The sequence below is a fragment of the Streptomyces sp. CLCI03 genome (assembly GCF_053615355.1).
In genome coordinates, this window is sequence record NZ_CM132132.1 from 2,376,959 (window position 1) to 2,394,872 (window position 17,914).

The 17,914-nt window shown below is 73.7% G+C and carries 14 protein-coding genes; 5 read left to right on the top strand and 9 right to left on the bottom strand.

Annotated elements, in window-relative coordinates; genetic code table 11:
• Positions 1-207: 207 nt before the first annotated feature.
• The 3 genes from eccE (at position 208) to ACWG52_RS10695 (ending at position 4,704) form a co-directional block, all read left to right on the top strand.
• The gene (gene eccE / locus ACWG52_RS10685; protein WP_390141434.1) at positions 208-1,479 is read left to right on the top strand and encodes a type VII secretion protein EccE; all 1,272 of its coding nucleotides are present in this window, start codon (positions 208-210) and stop codon (positions 1,477-1,479) included.
• Positions 1,476-2,174, top strand: a complete 699-nt coding sequence (locus tag ACWG52_RS10690; protein WP_030766978.1) for a hypothetical protein — start codon at positions 1,476-1,478, stop codon at positions 2,172-2,174. Before eccE ends, ACWG52_RS10690 begins: the two co-directional genes overlap by 4 nt.
• A gap of 106 nt (positions 2,175-2,280) precedes the next feature.
• On the top strand, positions 2,281-4,704 hold the full coding sequence (locus ACWG52_RS10695; RefSeq protein WP_453128551.1) for an SCO5717 family growth-regulating ATPase: 2,424 nt from the start codon (positions 2,281-2,283) through the stop codon (positions 4,702-4,704).
• Between the two features lie 63 nt (positions 4,705-4,767).
• Here ACWG52_RS10695 and ACWG52_RS10700 read toward each other — a convergent pair whose 3' ends face one another.
• The 9 genes from ACWG52_RS10700 to rimP all read right to left on the bottom strand — a co-directional run bounded on the left by ACWG52_RS10700 (position 4,768) and on the right by rimP (position 16,718).
• Positions 4,768-5,724 carry a bifunctional riboflavin kinase/FAD synthetase gene (locus ACWG52_RS10700; protein WP_078909441.1) on the bottom strand — a complete coding sequence of 319 codons (957 nt, stop codon included), beginning with the start codon at positions 5,722-5,724 and terminating at the stop codon, positions 4,768-4,770.
• A 126-nt stretch (positions 5,725-5,850) separates the two neighbouring features.
• A complete protein-coding gene (locus tag ACWG52_RS10705; RefSeq protein ID WP_389805028.1) occupies positions 5,851-9,423 on the bottom strand; it encodes a serine protease in 3,573 nt (1,190 codons plus the stop codon).
• Positions 9,424-9,656: 233 nt separating this feature from the next.
• Positions 9,657-10,562, bottom strand: coding sequence for a tRNA pseudouridine(55) synthase TruB (gene truB, locus ACWG52_RS10710; RefSeq protein ID WP_389805030.1), 906 nt, complete (start codon positions 10,560-10,562; stop codon positions 9,657-9,659).
• On the bottom strand, positions 10,559-11,005 hold the full coding sequence (gene rbfA / locus ACWG52_RS10715) for a 30S ribosome-binding factor RbfA (protein WP_189745718.1): 447 nt from the start codon (positions 11,003-11,005) through the stop codon (positions 10,559-10,561). The genes truB and rbfA overlap by 4 nt, the downstream gene beginning before the upstream one ends.
• 28 nt (positions 11,006-11,033) lie before the next feature.
• Positions 11,034-11,327: a DUF503 domain-containing protein gene (locus tag ACWG52_RS10720; protein ID WP_030651158.1), complete on the bottom strand. Its 294-nt coding sequence runs from the start codon at positions 11,325-11,327 to the stop codon at positions 11,034-11,036.
• Positions 11,328-11,487: 160 nt separating this feature from the next.
• A complete protein-coding gene (gene infB, locus ACWG52_RS10725; RefSeq protein ID WP_390141440.1) occupies positions 11,488-14,622 on the bottom strand; it encodes a translation initiation factor IF-2 in 3,135 nt (1,044 codons plus the stop codon).
• A gap of 140 nt (positions 14,623-14,762) precedes the next feature.
• A complete protein-coding gene (locus ACWG52_RS10730; protein WP_389805038.1) occupies positions 14,763-15,056 on the bottom strand; it encodes a YlxR family protein in 294 nt (97 codons plus the stop codon).
• Positions 15,057-15,201: 145 nt separating this feature from the next.
• Positions 15,202-16,218: a transcription termination factor NusA gene (gene nusA, locus ACWG52_RS10735; protein WP_033223013.1), complete on the bottom strand. Its 1,017-nt coding sequence runs from the start codon at positions 16,216-16,218 to the stop codon at positions 15,202-15,204.
• A 2-nt stretch (positions 16,219-16,220) separates the two neighbouring features.
• Positions 16,221-16,718 (bottom strand): ribosome maturation factor RimP, encoded by a 498-nt coding sequence (rimP, locus tag ACWG52_RS10740; protein ID WP_030386337.1) that lies wholly within the window; start codon positions 16,716-16,718, stop codon positions 16,221-16,223.
• Positions 16,719-16,896: 178 nt separating this feature from the next.
• On the opposite strand from rimP, the gene ACWG52_RS10745 reads away from it, so the two are divergent.
• Together ACWG52_RS10745 and ACWG52_RS10750 are read left to right on the top strand one after the other, a co-directional pair.
• Complete coding sequence (locus ACWG52_RS10745; protein WP_033223012.1) at positions 16,897-17,439, top strand: hypothetical protein; 543 nt, start codon at positions 16,897-16,899, stop codon at positions 17,437-17,439.
• Entirely contained in the window at positions 17,436-17,903 is a 468-nt protein-coding gene (locus tag ACWG52_RS10750) for a ferritin-like domain-containing protein (protein ID WP_389805046.1), read from the top strand. The genes ACWG52_RS10745 and ACWG52_RS10750 overlap by 4 nt, the downstream gene beginning before the upstream one ends.
• Positions 17,904-17,914: the final 11 nt, after the last annotated feature.

Genomic DNA, 17,914 nt, shown 5'->3' on the forward strand with positions numbered 1-17,914 from the left:
CTCGTTTGTCGGACCGGGCACCTACTATGCCTCTTGACGGACGGTATGAAGGGGCCGGGTAGGGTGAGGCTGCCGCCCAGCCCCCTCCGCACCGGGTCAATCAGGGCTTGTTGGGGTGGATTGGGGAGATTCCGGGGACGTGCGGCAGGTGCCGCGCAGCGCCCGGACTCACGGGGTCCGGCCCCGGAAAGGGGAAGTGCGCGAGTGATGGCCACCGCGACGGAACAGCAGACCGGCGCGCCCGCACCGGCACGTGTCGGGGTGACGCCGCATCCGAAGTCGAGCCCCGGCCGCTTCGGACCGTTCCGACTGCAACAGCTCGTGCTGCTCCAAGTCGCGGCAGCCGCAATGCTGGTGGCCTGGGTGGTCGAACCGCTGCTGCTGGTTCCCGCCGGTGTCATGGCGCTCGTCCTCGTGGTGCTCGCGGTCGTACGCCGCCACCAGCGCTCCCTGCCGGAATGGATCGGTGGCGCGCTCGCGCTGCGTTCCCGCCGGCGCCGGGCCGCCGCCTTCACCGTGCCCGCGGGCACGGAGCCGGGGCTCGCCCCGCTGGTCGAGGCGGACCCGGCCCTGCGCACCCTCACCTTCAGCGGCCGTGACCGGCGTCCGGTCGGGATGGTCGGCGACGGGACCTTCCTGACCGCGGTCGTCCAGGTGGACACGGACGCCACCGCGCTGCGGCCCGACCGGGCGGCGCGACCGCTGCCGTTGGCCGTCGTCCGGGACATCCTCGAAGTGGACGGTATCCGGCTGGAGTCCGCGCAGCTCGTGCAGCACACCCAGCCGGCGCCGGCCCCGCACCTGCCCGAGCGATCGATGGCGACGCGCAACTACGCGCCGCTGCAGGCCCGGACGGGCACCCCGGCGGTCCGGCTGACGTGGATTGCGCTCAAGCTGGACCCGGAACTGTGCCCGGAGGCGGTCACCGCGCGCGGCGGCGGTCTGGAAGGTGCGCAGCGGTGCCTGGTGCGCGCGGCGGACCAGTTGGCGAGCCGGCTGGCCGGGGCCGGGTTCACGGCGACCGTGCTGACCGAGCAGGAACTGACCGCGGCACTGGCCACCTCCTCGTGCGCGAACCCGATGGCGATCACCCAGGCCGGGCGTTCCAACAGCACGGGGCGGCGGACCGAGGAGACCTCGCGGACCTGGCGCTGCGACGACCGACGGCACACGACGTACTGGATAGGCCGCTGGCCGCAGCTGGGGGGCGCCGGTGCGGCGCTGCCGCAGTTCGTGGCGCTGCTCACCTCGCTGCCCGCGCTCGCGACCAACTTCAGCCTGACGATGGCCCCGGCGGAGCGACAGGGCGTCACCCTGACCGGACACGTACGGGTGACGGGTCGGAGCGACGAGGAACTCGTTTCGGCCCGCCGGGAGTTGGAGAGGACGGCACGGGGCGTGAAGACCGGCCTGGTCCGGCTCGACCGTGAACAGGTGCCGGGGCTGCTGGCTTCGCTGCCGCTGGGAGGGACGCGATGAGGGGCGGATTCGGGCTGGTCGGCCCGCGTCGGGAGCGGCACGTGGTGCCCGCCGCGGACCTGGACCTGCTGGCCCTGCCCGTCGGGGACGACGGGGTCGTCATCGGTGTGGACGCCGAGGGCCGGTCGGCGGTGCTCGGCATCAACCGGCCGACGCCGTACGAGGTGACGCTGATCGGCGGTCTGTGGACCGCCCAGGTGCTGGCACTGCGCGCGGCGGCCACGGGTGCGCGCGTGGCGGTGGAGACCGGGCGCGGGCAGGTGTGGTCCGGATTGGCCCAGGCCGCGGGCGGCGGGCAGCAGTGCGTGACCCTGCACGAGGTGGGACGGATCCCGCCGCAGGGCGCTTCCGCGGGCAGCCCGGTGCTGGTGATCCGCGACTGCGGCATGCGGCCGCCGCGCGGGCGCGTGGTGGCCGGGCCCTGGCAGTCGGTGCTGACCCTGCTGCCGTACCTGAGTCCGACGGCGCCGCGCCTGCTGCAGCAGTCGTCCCTGGTGGGCGTGCAGCGGGTGTCACCGGACGAGGCGGAGCAGATCGGGCGTCTGATGCGGCTCCCGAGACCGGCGGTGGACTCCCTGCCGACGCTGGGCGACGGGGTGACCCTGTGGTGCACGCCGCGGGACCGGCAGTTCGTGATGACCCAGGGGACGGACGCCGAGACGGGCCTGCTCGGCGGGGCCCGGCGCATCGACTGACCCGGCCCCCTGAGGGGGGCGGACAGTGGCGTCGGGGCGCGATTAGGCTGGGTCCGGGCGCGGCGAGGTGGGCGCCGGACCAGTGTTCGACAGACCAGGAGGACCAGTGAGCGGCGATCGGAACGAGAGGCGCGGCGGGACGTGGGACGTCCCGACGGACGATCAGTCCGACGCGGAGCCCGATGTGACGGGCGAGTTCACCATCGACTACACCCCGCCCGCCTGGTACATGCAGGGTGGGGCCCCGGCAGCGCAGGTGCCCGGGCTCCCCGAGGGCAGCGGCTTCGAGCCCCACCGCCCGTCGGAGCCGGAGTCTCCCTCGACGATGCGGATCGCTCCGCCGGTCCCGCGGACGCCGTCCGACGGGGCGGGGCTGCCGGCTCCGTTCCCGCCGGCGCCCGCGGCCCCGGTCGAGGCGGCCCCGCCGTACCAGGCGCAGGCCCTGCCGTACTCGACCCCGGCCCCGGCCACGACCCCTGCCCCGATCGAGACTCCGGCCCCCGCTTCGGCTCCGGCCGAGGTTCCGGCACCGGCCCCGGCCCCGGCCGAGGTTCCCGCACCGATCACGGACCCGGCCCCGGCTCCCGTCGAGCCGAGCCTGCCGTACGCGACCCCCGCTGCGGTTCCGGCGCCCGCTCCCGCGCCGATCGAGGCTCCGGCTCCGGCTCCGGTCGAGGCTCCCGTGGCGGCTCCGGCTCCGATTGCGGTCGAGGAGGCTCCGATCGCGCCGTCCCCGGACCCGGTCTTCCCGGACCCGACCCCGGTCGCCGAGGTGCCCGTACCCCTGCCCCCGGTCGAGGAGGTCGCTCCGGAGCCGGCTCCGGCGCAGACCCCGCCCGCGACGCCGTTCCCGGCGCTGCCGCCCGTCGACACGGTCACCCCGTACCCGGCCCTGCCGTCGGCCCCCGTCGCGGAGCCGGTCGCCGACCCCGTCGCCGAGGGTCCGCCCGCGCCCTGGGCCGGACCGCAGGACACTCCCGCCGAGGGAACGCCCGTCCTGCCGCCCGCCGAGCAGCCCGCCGTGGTGTCGGCGCCCGCGCCGGCCGGCCCCGTGGACGCGCCGCAGCCCGTCGCGGAGGCCCCGTTCGGGGGACCCGGTGGTGAACTGCCTTCGCCACCGCCCGCGTTCGGGACCCCGGACGGCTACCCGTTCCCTCCGTCGGCTCCCACGCCGCCGCAGCCCCAGCAGCCGCAGCCGGCCCCGGCCCCGCCACAGCCCTACGACCCCCGTACGGCCGGTCAGTGGTCCGCCGGGCCCGGGCAGCAGCAGCCCGCGCAGCACCAACACCAGCCGGCACCTCAGCCGCAGCCGCAACCGCACGACCCGCGCTACTCGGCCGGCCAGACCGGCGGCGGGGCGCCCCTCGGCTACACCGCCGCCGTCGAGCTGTCCTCCGACCGCCTGCTGCGCAACAAGCAGAAGCCCAAGAACAACAACAACGGTGTCGGCGGCCGGTTCCGCTTCGGCGGCAAGGCGGCCGAGGTGGAGCGCCGGCGCAAGCTGGAGCTGATCCGCACCCCGGTCATGTCCTGCTACCGCATCGCCGTCATCAGCCTCAAGGGCGGCGTCGGCAAGACCACGACCACCACCGCCCTCGGAGCAACCCTCGCCACCGAGCGCCAGGACAAGATCCTGGCCATCGACGCGAACCCCGACGCCGGTACCCTCGGCCGCCGGGTCCGCCGCGAGACCGGCGCCACCATCCGGGACCTGGTCCAGGCGATCCCGTACCTGAACTCGTACATGGACATCCGCCGGTTCACCTCCCAGGCGCCCTCCGGCCTGGAGATCATCGCCAACGACGTGGACCCGGCCGTCTCCACGACCTTCAACGACGAGGACTACCGCCGCGTCATCGAGACGTTGGGCCGCCAGTACCCGATCATCCTCACCGACTCGGGCACCGGCCTCCTCTACTCCGCCATGCGCGGCGTCCTGGACCTGGCCGATCAGCTGATCATCATCTCCACCCCGTCCGTGGACGGCGCCAGCAGCGCCAGCACCACCCTCGACTGGCTCTCCGCCCACGGGTACGCCGACCTCGTCTCGCGCTCCCTGACCGTCATCTCGGGGGTCCGCGAGACCAGCAAGATGATCAAGATCGAGGACATCGTGCAGCACTTCGAGACCCGCTGCCGCGGTGTCGTCGTCGTGCCGTTCGACGAACACCTCGCGGCCGGCGCCGAGGTCGACCTCGACATGATGCGGCCCAAGACGCGCGAGGCGTACTTCAACCTCTCCGCGCTCGTGGCCGAGGACTTCCTGCGGGCCCAGCAGCAGGCCCCGCAAGGACACTGGGGTGCGCCGCAGCAGCCTCAGGCTCCCCAGCAGCCCTACGGGCAGCAGCCGCCTCAGCAGCCGCAGCCGTACGGGCAGCCCCAGGGCCCGTCTCCGTACCAGCAGCCGCCGCAGCCCCAGCCCTACGGCCAGCCGTACCCGCAGCCCGGCCAGCCCTGGCAGCAGCCCCAGGCCCCGCAGCAGCAGCCGCCCCAGCCGCAACAGCCCCCGCGCGACCCGCGTCTCGGCTGACCGACGGCACGACGAAGGGCCCGTACCACCCCCGGGGGTGGTACGGGCCCTTCGTCGCGTCCGTCAGCGCTTCAGGTCGTACGAGTCCGTCAGGACCCGCGCCCGCTTCACATCGTCGGCGATCGCTTCCAACAGCCCGTCCAGCGACTCGAACTTCGCCATCCCCCGTACGTACGCGAGGAAGTCGACGGCGACGTGCATCCCGTACAGATCCAGCCCGACGCGGTCGATCGCGTACGCCTCCACGGTCCGCTCGGTGGCGTCGAACTGCACGTTCGTCCCCACCGAGATCGCCGCGGGCATCCGCTCGCCGTCCGCCGTCAGCCAGCCCGCGTAGACCCCGTCCGCCGGGATCGCGGTGTGCGGCTGCGTCTCGACGTTCGCCGTCGGGTAGCCGAGCTCGCGCCCGCGCTGCGCACCACGCACCACCACGCCCTCGACCCGGTGCGGACGCCCCAGGATCTCGGCCGCACCGTCCATGTCGCCCTCCGCCACCAGCCGGCGCGCCAGCGTCGAGGAGAACGGCACCCCGCCGCCCGCCTCGCCCCGCTCGACCAGGTCCACGACGTCCACCACGTAGTCGTACGTGGAGCCCAGCTCCCGCAGGAAGTCGACGTTCCCGGCGGCCCGGTGGCCGAAGCGGAAGTTCGGCCCCTCGATGACGGCGCGCGCGTGCAGCTTGTCGACGAGGACCTTCACGATGAAGTCGGCCGGGGACAGCTGGGAGAACTCCGCCGTGAACGGCAGGATCAGCAGCGCGTCCACGCCCAGCCCGGCCATCAGCTCGGCGCGCCGGTCGTACGGGGCCAGGATCGGCGGGTGGCTGCCGGGGCGGACCACCTCGCTCGGGTGCGGGTCGAAGGTGACCACCACGGAGGGGACGCCGAGCTCACGCGCCGTGGCCACCGCCCGCCCGATGATCAGCTGATGTCCCCGGTGCACGCCGTCGTAGGAGCCGATGGTGACGACGCTGCGTCCCCAGTCCTGGGGGATGTCCTCCAAGCCACGCCAGCGCTGCACTGTGACCGCTCCTCGCCCGAACCCGTTTAGTCCTTGAACTGATTGCCGATTGCAGGTCTAAGACTGCCATGCCCGTGGCCGGTGCCCCGCATCGGCATCTGACTCGATCCACCACCGTGTCTGTCGTCACGTCACATCCACGGCCGCCCTGCTCAGGGTCTCCACCGTCCGTCGGGCGCTCGGCCCGAGCAGGGCCGCGGCCTCCGCTTCCGCCGTCGCCAGCCAGCGGGCCACCAGCGCCCCGAAGGCCGGCTCGGTCCGGGCCAGCTCGACGGTCCTCCGCTCGAAGACCGCCGGCCCGCCCGGAGTCCGCAGCAGCTGCCGCCCGGTGCGCCGCAGCAGCTCGCGGGTACGGTCCTGCGGGCGCCCGGTGGTCCCGGCCGCGACGGCTCCGAGGAACACGTCGAGCACGTCCGGATCGGCCTCCTCGCGCAGCAGGGTGTCGGCCAGCTCCCCGCGCAGCGGGTGCGAGGCCGCCCCGCCGGGCGCCGCCAGGACGACGGCCAGCTCGGCACGCACGCCGGCCGGGGCGCCGAAGAGCAGGTCCAGGACCAGCGGCCGCACCACCGACGCGGCGGCCGGACCCTGGTCGAGCCGACGGTCCACGAAGAAGGCGGCGTGCGGGGCGTCCCCGGGACACCGCGCGAGGTGCTCCCGCACGAGCTCGGCCGCGCGCCGGGCCAGCCCCGGCGTGGTCAGCGCGGCCAGGGCGCGCACCACCTCCCCGTCGGCCCGGGCGCGCAGGGCGGCGAACACCTCGTCCGGGTCGGGCAGCACGGGCAGGGCCGCGACCAGTGCCTCCGCGGGCAGCCGGGAGCAGGACTCGGGATCGCGGAAGCAGGCCAAGGCGTCGGGCAGGTAGCGGCCGCGGACCTGCGGGTCGCGGAGCAGGATCGCCAGGGCGCTGCCGTGCAGGGTGGCGTCGGCGGGGCGGGCGAGCAGCGCCTGGGCGGCGCGGCGCAGCAGTTCGCGGTCGGCGGGGGTGCGCACGTGCGGGGCGGTGGCCTGCCCGTAGGTGGCGGCCGCGACCCGCCGCCCGGGGCGTTCGTCGCTCGCCCAGCGGTCGACGGCCCGGCACAGGGCGGAGGGCTCCTCCTCGGCGAGTACGGCGAGCAGCTCGTCGGCGCGCGGGTGCGCGGCGGCGACGAGCGCCTCGGTGAGGTCGTCCACGGCGAGGCCGCGGTGGGTGTGCAGCAGGGCCTGGGCGGCGGTGGCGACGGTGGCCCCGGGGCGGCCGCGCAGCCGGCGCCCGTCGGTGAACCAGGCACAGAGCAGGGGCTGGGCGCGCCGCGGGTCCCGGGCGAGGCGGCGGGCGGCGGCGTCGAGGTAGCGGTCTCCGGGAACCGCCTCGGCGGGGTCGGCGGGCAGCAGCCGGCGCAAGAGGTCGAGGCGGTCGGGCTCGGGCAGCCGGAGCCGGTTCCAGAACCAGCCGCCGAACTCCCCCGGGCCGGCCCGGGCCACGTGCTCGGCGAGGGCGTGCAGGACGGGCAGGTGGGGACGGGCGTCCGGGGCCCGGAGCAGGGTCTCGCGCAGCAGTCGGGCGGCCCACCAGGCGCGGTCCGGGCCGGCCCGCTCCGGTTCCTCCGTGAAGCGGTTGAGTCGGTGGACGAGCCCGGTGAGCTCGCCGCGCAGCCGGTCGGGGGCGAGCCGGCGCAGGGCCTCCAGGACGGGCCCGATCCGGTGTCGGGGCACGGGCAGCCCGGGCTCGGCCGGGCCGTGGACGAGCAGGCCGAGGGCGGTCGGCACGTCCAGGTGGCCGGCCTGGATCCAGTCGGACAGCTCCTCGTGGGCGAAGCGGTAGCCCGGCCCGGCGGGCAGCAGCAGTCCTTCGGTGAGCACGGCGGAGGCCCAGCCGGTGCGCCAGGGGAACAGCTCCTCGAAGGAGGCCCGGTCCAGCTGCCCCTGGCCCGGTCCCAGAGCGCGCCGGGCGGCCTCGTGGACGCGGCCGGCCACCCGTGCGGCGAGCCGCTTGACGCCGGGTCCGTGGACCCGGGCGCCGCCGGCGTCGGCGCAGGCCGCTGCGATACGGACGGCGGTGCGCAGGCACAGCAGGTCCAGGTGCGCGGCGAAGACCTCGTCGCGGCCGGGCCGGCCGGTGGTGACCTCGGCGGCCCGGATCCCGGCGAGCAGGTGCAGGGTGAGCGGATGCCGGGCGTCGGCCTCCCGGACGGCGTCGGCGGGGATGCCGAGGCGGGCCCGGGCGGTCTCGGCCTCGGCGGCGTCGAGGTCCGCGAGCGGGAGGGCGGGGGGCAGCCGTCGGGCGGAGCGGGCCGGGGTGTGCAGTGCCTCGGGCGGGTAGAGGGCGCCGGCCCCTTCCCAGTACTCGGGTCGGGCGGCGACGACCAGCCGGGTGCCGGTGGCGTGCAGCCACGCCGCGGTGGCGGTGGTCCAGGGGGCGAGCCGGTGGGCGAGCTCCGGCGGCATCTCCTCCGGGGCGTCGAGGACGACGAGGAGGCGGCGGCCGGCGCGGGCGACGACGTCGGCGAGGTGGGCCGCGGCTCCCGCCGGGACCGGTCGGCCGCACCCGTCGGCCGGGATGGTTCCGCCGGAGCCCGTGCCGGGAGCCCCGCCGGAGCCCGTGCCGGAGGCGGGGCGGCTGTGACCGGTGTCGGGCGGGGTTCCGCCGGGGCCGGGTGCGCGCCGGGGCGTCTCCTCGGGCGCCGAACGTGACGCGGGGTCGGAACGTCGGACGGCACTGCGTTCGGCGCCCTGCGGGGAGGGCCCCGACACGCCCCCGGCCCCGGCGGAACCGGCTGACCCCACGATGCGGGCCGCCGCCGTGAGGGCGCGGGTGGCCGCGTCGGCCAGGGAGGTGTCGGTGGCGCGCAGGTCCGCGCCGCGCAGCCACAGCGTCGGGGCCGGGCAGGCGCCCCGTGCGCGGCGTACGGCCAGGGCCGCGAGCTCCGTGGTGCGGCCCGTGCCGGGGTCCCCGACGAGGCCGAGGACCGGGCGGTCACCGGTGGTGAAGGCGTCCAGTTCGGCGGCGATGCCCGGGCGTTCCACGGGTTCGGGGCCGTCCGGGAGGAGGGAGGCGCCCAGTGTGGTCGCGGTCAGTTCCAGTGCCCCGGCGAGGTTCAGATCGGCTCCGTGGCCGGGCACGGTCGCGGCGTTGCGTTCCAGCAGTGCGGCCAGCGGGCCGTGCGGATCGGCCCCGGCGGCTGCCCGCAGGGCCACCGCGAAGCCTCCGGAGCGGTGCTCCGCCCGCAGGGCGGTGCCCACCACCGCGAGCACCGCTCCGGAGTCGGCGTCGAGGACGGGGCCCCCGCAGGCCTCCCCGCCCAGCCGTAGCGCGTCCCGGCCGTCGGTGCCGATCGCCAGCTCCACGGCCACGCCCGCGGGCACCGCGTGGGACCGGTCCGTCGCCGGGTAGTCGACCTCCGTGCCGCCCAGTACCCGCGCCTGCCGCCATCCGCGCGCGGGCAGCCGTACGTAGGTTCCGGGATCGATCACCTCGCGCGGCGCCACCGGAAGCGGCCGCAGGCCGAGCCCGTCCGTGCGGATGAGGGCCAGCGCGAGGGCCGGCAGCGCGGTCACGTCGGCCGCCTCGGCCAGCCAGGTCCGGCCGGGGGCGTGCAGCACGACCCGGGGCAGGCCGTCGACGGCCTCGTGGCTGGTGACGACCGTCCCGCGGTCGTCCGCGACGAACCCGCTGCCGCGCTCCCGCCCGGCCGGATCACAGATTTTGACGAGCTCCGCCATGGCCGCACCCACTCCCCCGCAACGCCCCGTGCTCACGACGGTAGGCAGGTGAAGATCAGCACGAAAAGCACGCGAGGCGAAAGCGCCCCCTTACGCTCCCTGATTTCACTCCGAGCGCCTGCTCGGACGGGTGAATACAGGGGTCAGGGTGGATAGAGACCTACCCGAGGGGGGTCGTGGAGCGGTGAGCGGCAGTCCTTGTGCGCTCACCGCTCCACGTCAACACCCGATCGTCAGACGAAGACCGCGAGGGACTTCGCCTTTCCGTTCTTGCTCTCGACGAGACCGAGCAGCCCGCCCTGCGGTCCGAAGACCGCGACCGTGCGGCCGGACTCGTACTCCTGCGGCATGTCGATCCGCACGCCGTTGGCGAGCAGCGAGGCCCGCCGGGCGTCCAGGTCCCAGCGCGGGAAGGCCGCGGCGGCAGCCTCGCCGATGGGCATGACGGTCAGCTCCTCCTGGAGCTGGTCCAGGGTCCGCGCCTTGTCGAGCTTGTACGGGCCCACCCGTGTGCGGCGCAGTGCGGTCAGGTGCCCGCCGACGCCGAGGTCGGCGCCCAGGTCACGGGCGAGGGCGCGGATGTACGTACCGCTGGAGCAGACGACGGAGACGACGAGGTCGACGACCTTCGTGCCGTCCTCGGCCTCCGCCTCGCGCATGTCGTACACCTGGAAGGAGGAGATCGTGACCGGGCGGGCCGGGATCTCGAAGTCCTCGCCGTCGCGGGCGCGCTTGTAGGAACGCACACCCTTGATCTTGATGGCGCTGACCTTGGACGGGACCTGCATGATCTCGCCGGTCAGCTTGGCGATACCGGCGTCCACGGCTTCCCGGGTGACCCCGGAGGCGTCCGTGGACGAAGTGATCTCGCCTTCGGCGTCGTCCGTCAGGGTGTCCTGGCCCAGGCGGATCGTGCCCAGGTACTCCTTCTCGGTGAGCGCGAGGTGGCCGAGGAGCTTGGTGGCCTTCTCGACGCCGAGGACGAGGACGCCCGTCGCCATCGGGTCCAGTGTTCCCGCGTGGCCGACGCGGCGGGTCTTGGCCATCCCGCGCATCTTGGCGACCACGTCGTGCGAAGTGAAGCCGGACGGCTTGTCGACGATGACAAGGCCGTCCGGAGTCTTCCCTGCGTTGCTCATTCGGCGGCTGCGTCCTCGTCGTCGCCCGGCTTCTTGTACGGGTCGGCGTCGCCGGCGTACTGGGCGCCGGAGGACACCTCGCGCACCTGGGCGTCGGAGGTCCGCGCCTTTTCGAGGAGGTCCTCGATGGTCTTGGCGTTCTCCGGGAGGGCGTCCGCGACGAAGGTCAGGGTGGGCGTGAACTTGGTGCCCGCCGCCCGGCCGACCGCGGAGCGCAGTACGCCCTTGGCGCTCTCCAGGCCCGCAGCCGCGCTGGCGCGGTCCTCGTCGTCGCCGTAGACCGTGTAGAAGACCGTGGCCTCCCGCAGGTCGCCGGTGACCCGGGTGTCCGTGATGGTCACGTGCGTACCGAGGCGGGGGTCCTTGACTCCACGCTGCAGCTTCTCGGCCACCACCTCCCGGATGAGGTCCGCCAGCTTCTTCGCCCGCGCATTGTCGGCCACTGGTCCGTCTCCTTCTTATGTCTTGCTATCAGTCTTCATCACCGTGGAGGCGCCGTCGTACGGACAGCAGCTCCACTTCCGGACGCGCCGCGACCAGCCGCTCGCAGCGGTCCAGTACGTCCGAGAGGAACCCCGCGTCCCCACTCACCAGGGCGACCCCTATACGGGCCCTGCGGTGCAGGTCCTGGTCGCCCACTTCAGCCGCGCTCACGGAGAACTTGCGTTGGAGCTCGGCCACGATGGGCCGGACCACGGAGCGTTTCTCCTTCAGCGAGTGGACGTCGCCGAGGAGCAGATCGAAGGACAGAGTCCCCACGTACATGCAGTTCCGGATATCCCGCCGGTGCGGGTTCGGTGGCCTGCCGGCCGTCGCTCGGCAGGGTCACCAGAACCGTACACGCAACGGCCGGGGCCGATCGACGGATATTCCGCCGACCGGCCCCGGTGTGACGAGCTACGACACGGTGCGATGTGCCCCGCGCTTACGCGCGGGGCTTCTCGCGCATCTCGTACGTCGCGATGACGTCGTCGATCTTGATGTCGTTGAAGGAACCGAGGTTGATACCACCCTCGAAGCCCTCGCGGATCTCGGTGACGTCGTCCTTGAAGCGGCGCAGACCGGAGATGGTGAGGTTCTCGGCGATGACCTTGCCATCGCGCAGGAGCCGCGCCTTGGTGTTGCGCTTGACCTCGCCGGACCGGATGAGGACACCGGCGATGTTGCCCAGCTTGGACGAGCGGAAGATCTCGCGGACCTCCGCCGTACCGAGCTCGACCTCTTCGTACTCCGGCTTGAGGAGACCCTTCAGGGCCGCCTCGATCTCCTCGATGGCCTGGTAGATCACCGAGTAGTAGCGGACGTCGACGCCCTCGCGGTCCGCCATCTGCGCGGCACGGCCGACGGCACGGACGTTGTAGCCGATGACGATGGCGTCGGAGCCCATCGCCAGCGAGATGTCCGATTCGGTGACCGCACCCACACCACGGTGCAGGACGCGGATGTCGACCTCTTCGCCGACGTCGAGCTGGAGCAGCGAGGACTCGAGAGCCTCGACCGCACCGGACGAGTCGCCCTTGATGATGAGGTTGAGTTCCTGGACGAGACCGGCCTTGAGGACCGAGTCGAGGTCTTCCAGGGACACCCGGCGGACGCGCTTGGCGAAGTTGGCGTTGCGCTCGCGCGCAGCACGCTTCTCGGCGATCTGACGGGCGGTGCGGTCCTCGTCGACGACGAGGAAGTTGTCGCCGGCGCCGGGGACGTTGGTGAGACCCAGGACCAGGACGGGGGTCGCGGGACCCGCTTCCTCGATGTTGTTGCCCTTGTCGTCGAGCATGGCGCGCACGCGGCCGTAGGCGTCGCCCACGACCATCGTGTCGCCGACGCGGAGGGTACCGCGCTGGACGAGGACGGTGGCGACGGCACCGCGGCCACGGTCGAGGTGGGACTCGATCGCAATACCCTGAGCGTCCTGCTCCGGGTTGGCGCGCAGGTCGAGCGAGGCGTCGGCGGTGAGGACGACGGCCTCCAGCAGGGAGTCGATGTGCAGACCCTGCTTGGCGGAGATGTCGACGAACATCGTGTCGCCGCCGTACTCCTCGGCGACCAGACCGAACTCGGTGAGCTGACCGCGCACCTTGACCGGGTCGGCACCCTCGACGTCGATCTTGTTGACCGCGACGACGATCGGGACGCCGGCGGCCTTGGCGTGGTTGAGCGCCTCGATCGTCTGCGGCATGACGCCGTCGTTGGCCGCGACCACGAGGATCGCGATGTCGGTCGACTTCGCACCACGTGCACGCATGGCGGTGAACGCCTCGTGACCCGGGGTGTCGATGAAGGTGATCTTGCGCTCTTCGTCGTTGACCTCGGTGGAGACCTGGTAGGCACCGATGCCCTGGGTGATGCCACCGGCCTCGCCCGCGACGACGTTCGTCTTGCGGATGGCGTCGAGAAGGCGGGTCTTACCGTGGTCGACGTGACCCATGACGGTGACGACCGGCGGACGCGGCAGCAGGAACTCCTCGCCGCCCTCGTCCTCGCCGAACTCGATGTCGAAGCCCTCGAGGAGCTCGCGGTCCTCTTCCTCCGGGCTGACGATCTGGACGACGTAGTTCATCTCGCCGGCCAGCATCTCGAGCGTCTCGTCGGAGACGGACTGCGTGGCGGTGACCATCTCGCCGAGGTTCATCATCACGGCGACGAGCGACGCCGGGTTGGCGTTGATCTTCTCCGCGAAGTCGGTGAGGGAGGCACCGCGCGACAGGCGCACGGTCTCGCCGCCACCGCGCGGCAGCATCACGCCGCCGACGGACGGGGCCTGCATGGCCTCGTACTCCTGGCGCCTCTGACGCTTGGACTTGCGACCACGACGGGCCGGACCACCGGGACGACCGAAGGCGCCCTGCGTGCCACCACGGGCACCGGGACCACCGGGACGACCACCGAAGCCGGGACGACCGCCGCCACCGGCACCGGCCGGACCGCCGCCGAAGCCGCCGCCACCGGGACGCGGGCCGCCGAAGCCGCCACCGCCGCCGGGACGCGAGCCCGGACCGGCCGGACGACCGGCGAAGCCGCCGCCCGCGGGACGACCGGCACCGCCGGGACGACCTGCGCCACCCGCACCGGGACCACGGCCACCGGGGCCGCCACCGGGCCGGGGACCGGGACCACCGGCAGCGGGACGCTGCGGCATCATGCCCGGGTTCGGACGGTTACCACCGGGAGCACCACCGGGACGCGGGGCGCCGCCCTGCGGACGCGGCATGCCGCCCGGGGTCGGACGGGCGCCGCCGGGACCCTGCGGACGCGGAGCGCCGCCGGGACCACCCTGCGGGCGGGGAGCACCCTGGCCGCCACCGGCGCCGGGGGCACCGGGACGGGGCGCGCCGGCCGGACGGGGCGCCTGGGGGCGCGCCATGCCGGTGGAGCCGCCGGAGGTGAAGGGGTTGTTGCCCGGACGGGGACCCGCCGGACGGGCACCCTGCGGACGCGGCGCCTGGGAGCCGGGGGCTCCGGAGGGACGCTGCGACGGGGCACCGGGAGTGGCGCCGGCCGGGCGCGGGGCGCCGGGACGGGCACCGGCCTGGCCACCCTGACCCTGGGCCGGACGCTGCTGCGCCGGGCGGGGGCCGGGAGCCGCGGCGGGACGCTCGGTGCGCGCCGGGGCGGCCGGGGCCGCCGGAGGCGCGGAGAACTCGGTCGCCACGGGCGCCGCCGGAGCGGGCTTCGGGGCGGCCGGAGCCTTCGGGCCGGGACGCGGGCCGGAGGCGGCCGGAGTCACCGGTGCGGGCGCTGCGGCGGCCGGAGCCTCCGCGACGACCGGCTTGGGGGCCGGTGCGCCGGGCTTCGGCGCAGCGGGACGTGCGGCGGCACCCGGGGTGGGAGCCCCGGGCTTGGCGGGGGCGGCCTTGCGAGGCGCACCCGGCTTCGCGGCGGACTTGCCGGCGTTACCGCCGGGGCCCTGCAGCGCGTCGGTCAACTTGCGTACAACCGGCGCCTCGATCGTCGAGGACGCCGAACGGACGAACTCACCGAGTTCCTGGAGCTTGGCCATGACGACCTTGCTCTCAACTCCGAACTCCTTGGCGAGTTCGTATACCCGGACCTTAGCCACTTCGCTCCTTTTAGGTCCGGGTTACGCCGGACCGTCGCTACTTCATGGGCGTACTCATCGCGTACTCATCGAGTGCTCATCGCAATCTCGACCTACTTCCAACTCGCGAGGTACCTGACCGCACGGTTATCCGTGCCGTACTACTTCTTTACGGTGTGCCCGGCCTCATCGGCCACGGCATTGCGCAGGTTCTCCGTGTCGAGCGCTCCGGCGGACCGAAGGGCCCGGGGGAACGCACGGCGGCGAATCGCCTGGTCGAGGCAGACCACGGCGGGGTGCACGTACGCACCCCGTCCCGGCCTCGTGCCGCGTGGATCAGGGACGCATGCGTCCCCGTCCGCCACGACGCGCAGCAGATCGTTCTTGGCCGCTCGCTCCCGACACCCCACACAGGTGCGTTCGGGGCATGCGCGGGCTTGCGTCCGGCCAGACACGCCTAAGTCTACCTCCCCGCACCGACCTCTCTCCCGACAAGTCGCGGGGGAAAGATCGAACGGCTGTTGTGTTGTCTTGTATCCGCCGCCTCGGCGGCGGCCGTGCACCCTGTCTACCGTCCGGGCAAGCCCGGACGGTACCGGTTTATTCCCCGCCCCGGTCCCGGTCGCGGTCGGCGTCCGGGGAGACCTCGGTGTCGGGGCGGATGTCGATGCGCCAGCCGGTGAGCCGCGCGGCGAGGCGGGCGTTCTGGCCCTCCTTGCCGATGGCCAGCGACAGCTGGTAGTCCGGCACGGTCACCCGGGCGGACCGGGAGTCCCAGTCGACGACCTCGACCTTGCTCACCCGCGCGGGTGACAGCGCGTTCGCGACCATCTCCGCCGGGTCGTCCGACCAGTCGACGATGTCGATCTTCTCGCCGTGCAGTTCGGCCATCACGTTGCGCACGCGGCTGCCCATCGGGCCGATGCAGGCGCCCTTCGGGTTGAGACCCGAGCGGGTGGACCGCACGGCGATCTTGGTGCGGTGACCGGCCTCACGGGCGATCGCAGAGATCTCGACGCTGCCGTCGGCGATCTCCGGGACCTCCAGCGAGAAGAGCTTCTTCACCAGGTTGGGGTGGGTGCGCGAGAGGGTCACGGACGGACCGCGGACGCCCTTCGCCACCCGTACGACGTACGCCTTCAGGCGCAGGCCGTGCGTGTACTCCTCGCCGGGCACCTGCTCCTGCACCGGCAGGATGGCTTCCAGCTTGCCGATGTCGACGAGGACGTTCTTGGGGTCCTTGCCCTGCTGGACGACGCCGGTGATGACGTCGCCCTCACGGCCGGCGAACTCGCCGAAGGTCAGGTCGTCCTCGGCGTCGCGCAGACGCTGCAGGATCACCTGCTTGGCGGTCGTCGCGGCGATCCGGCCGAAGTCCGACGGCGTGTCGTCGAACTCCTTGGGCTCCTGGCCCTCTTCGAGATCCCTCGGGTCTTCCGTCGCCCACACGACCACGTGACCATTGGTGCGGTCCAGCACGACGCGAGCGCGGCGGAAGCTCCCCTCGGTCCGGTGGTACGCGATGAGGAGGGCCGACTCGATCGCCTCGACGAGCAGGTCGAAGGAGATCTCCTTCTCCCGGACCAGACCCCGCAGGGCACTCATGTCGATGTCCACGGCTACGCCTCCTCTTCCTTCTTGTCCTTGCGGTTGAACTCGATCTCGACACGCGCCTTGGCGATGTCGGTGAATGCGATACGCCGGGCGGTCGCCTTGCGGCCCTTCACGCCCGGGACTTCGAGGTCCAGGCCCTCGTCGTCGACTTCGAGAATGCGGGCGATCAGTTCCCCGCCCTCGGCGAGCTGGAACTTCACGAGACGGCCGATCGCCCGTACGTAGTGACGGTGCTCGGTCAGCGGGCGGTCGGCGCCCGGCGAGCTCACTTCGAGGACGTACTCGTCCTCACCCATCACATCGGTTTCGTCGAGCTTGTCGGAGACCTCGCGACTCAGCTCGGCACACGCGTCCAGCTCCACGCCCTCGTCGGAGTCCACGATGATCCGCAGCATCCGGCGCTTGCCCGCCCGGGACATCTCGATCTCTTCGAGGTCCAGGCCCTTGGCGGCGACGAGCGGCTCCAGCAGTCCGCGCAGCCTGTCGCTCTGGGTGGTGCTCATCCGGGTGACTCCTCGGCCGCGTGTGCTGTTGTGGTTTCCGTCGTGTGTCAGGTCAAAGGGTATCCGGTGTCGGAGGGTGTTGCCGTCCGCCCTGTGGACAGGGCCCCGGGTACCGTGATCACACCCTGCCCGCCGGCAGTCCCGCCATCTGTCCCGTCATCACCCGGAGGACGTCGCCGTGTCCTGGACCCAGCCTTCGAGACCCTCGCGCAGGAGCCTGCTCGCCGGTGCGGCCGGCGTGGCAGGCGCCGCGCTGCTCACCGGGTGCTCGGACGGCGGCGCTTCCGACGCCGACGTCACGATTCCACTCGAACGGCGGATGCGGGAGAGCGCCGTTCGTGACAGTACGCGACTGCTGGAACGTTACGACGCCACCACGGCCGCCCATCCGGCCCTGGCCGCGCGGCTCGCCCCGCTGCGGGCCGCCGTCGCCGCCCATACCGCGGCCCTGTCCCTCACTCCTTCGGCCGCGCCGTCGCCCTCCCCGTCCCGGTCCGGCGGTACGGGTGCCGCCGCGCCCGCGGCGAGCGGCGAGCCGGTGCCGCCGAAGCCCGAGGAGGCGCTGAGCGCGCTCGCGGACGCCGAGCGGGGCCTGTCCGAGTCGCGGACCATCGACCTGGCCGGGGCCCCCGGCGAGCTGGCCCGGCTGCTGGCCTCGGTCGCCGCCTGCGGCGCCGTACACGCGTACCTGCTGACCTCGAACCCCGGAGCCACCTCGTGAAGCCCGAACCCTCCCCCGCCGGCCGGGCCCTGGAGGCCGCCCAGGCCGCGCTCGCCGCCGAGCACGCGGCCGCCTACGGCTACGGGGTGATCGGCGCCCGGTCCGGCGGCGCCCGTGCGGCGCAGGCCCGCGAGTCGTACGGCGTCCACCTCGCGCGGCGGGACGCGCTGGCCCGGACCGTACGGGAGCTGGGCGGCGCACCCCGGCCGGCGGAGGCCGCGTACGCCCTGCCGTTCGAGGTCCGCACCCCGGCCGACGCCGAGCGGCTGGCCGCCGAGATCGAGGACCGGGTGGCCGGCGCGTACTCCGATCTGGTGCGTGCCGCGGAGGGTCCGCTGCGCCGCGAGGCGGCCGACGCGCTGACCGCGGCGGCAGTGCGCGCGGCACGCTGGCGTGGTGTCGGCGTAGCCTTCCCTGGGCTCACGGAACGCGCTGACGAGGCGCAACGGGCCCGGCACAGCTGAAAGGGACCACG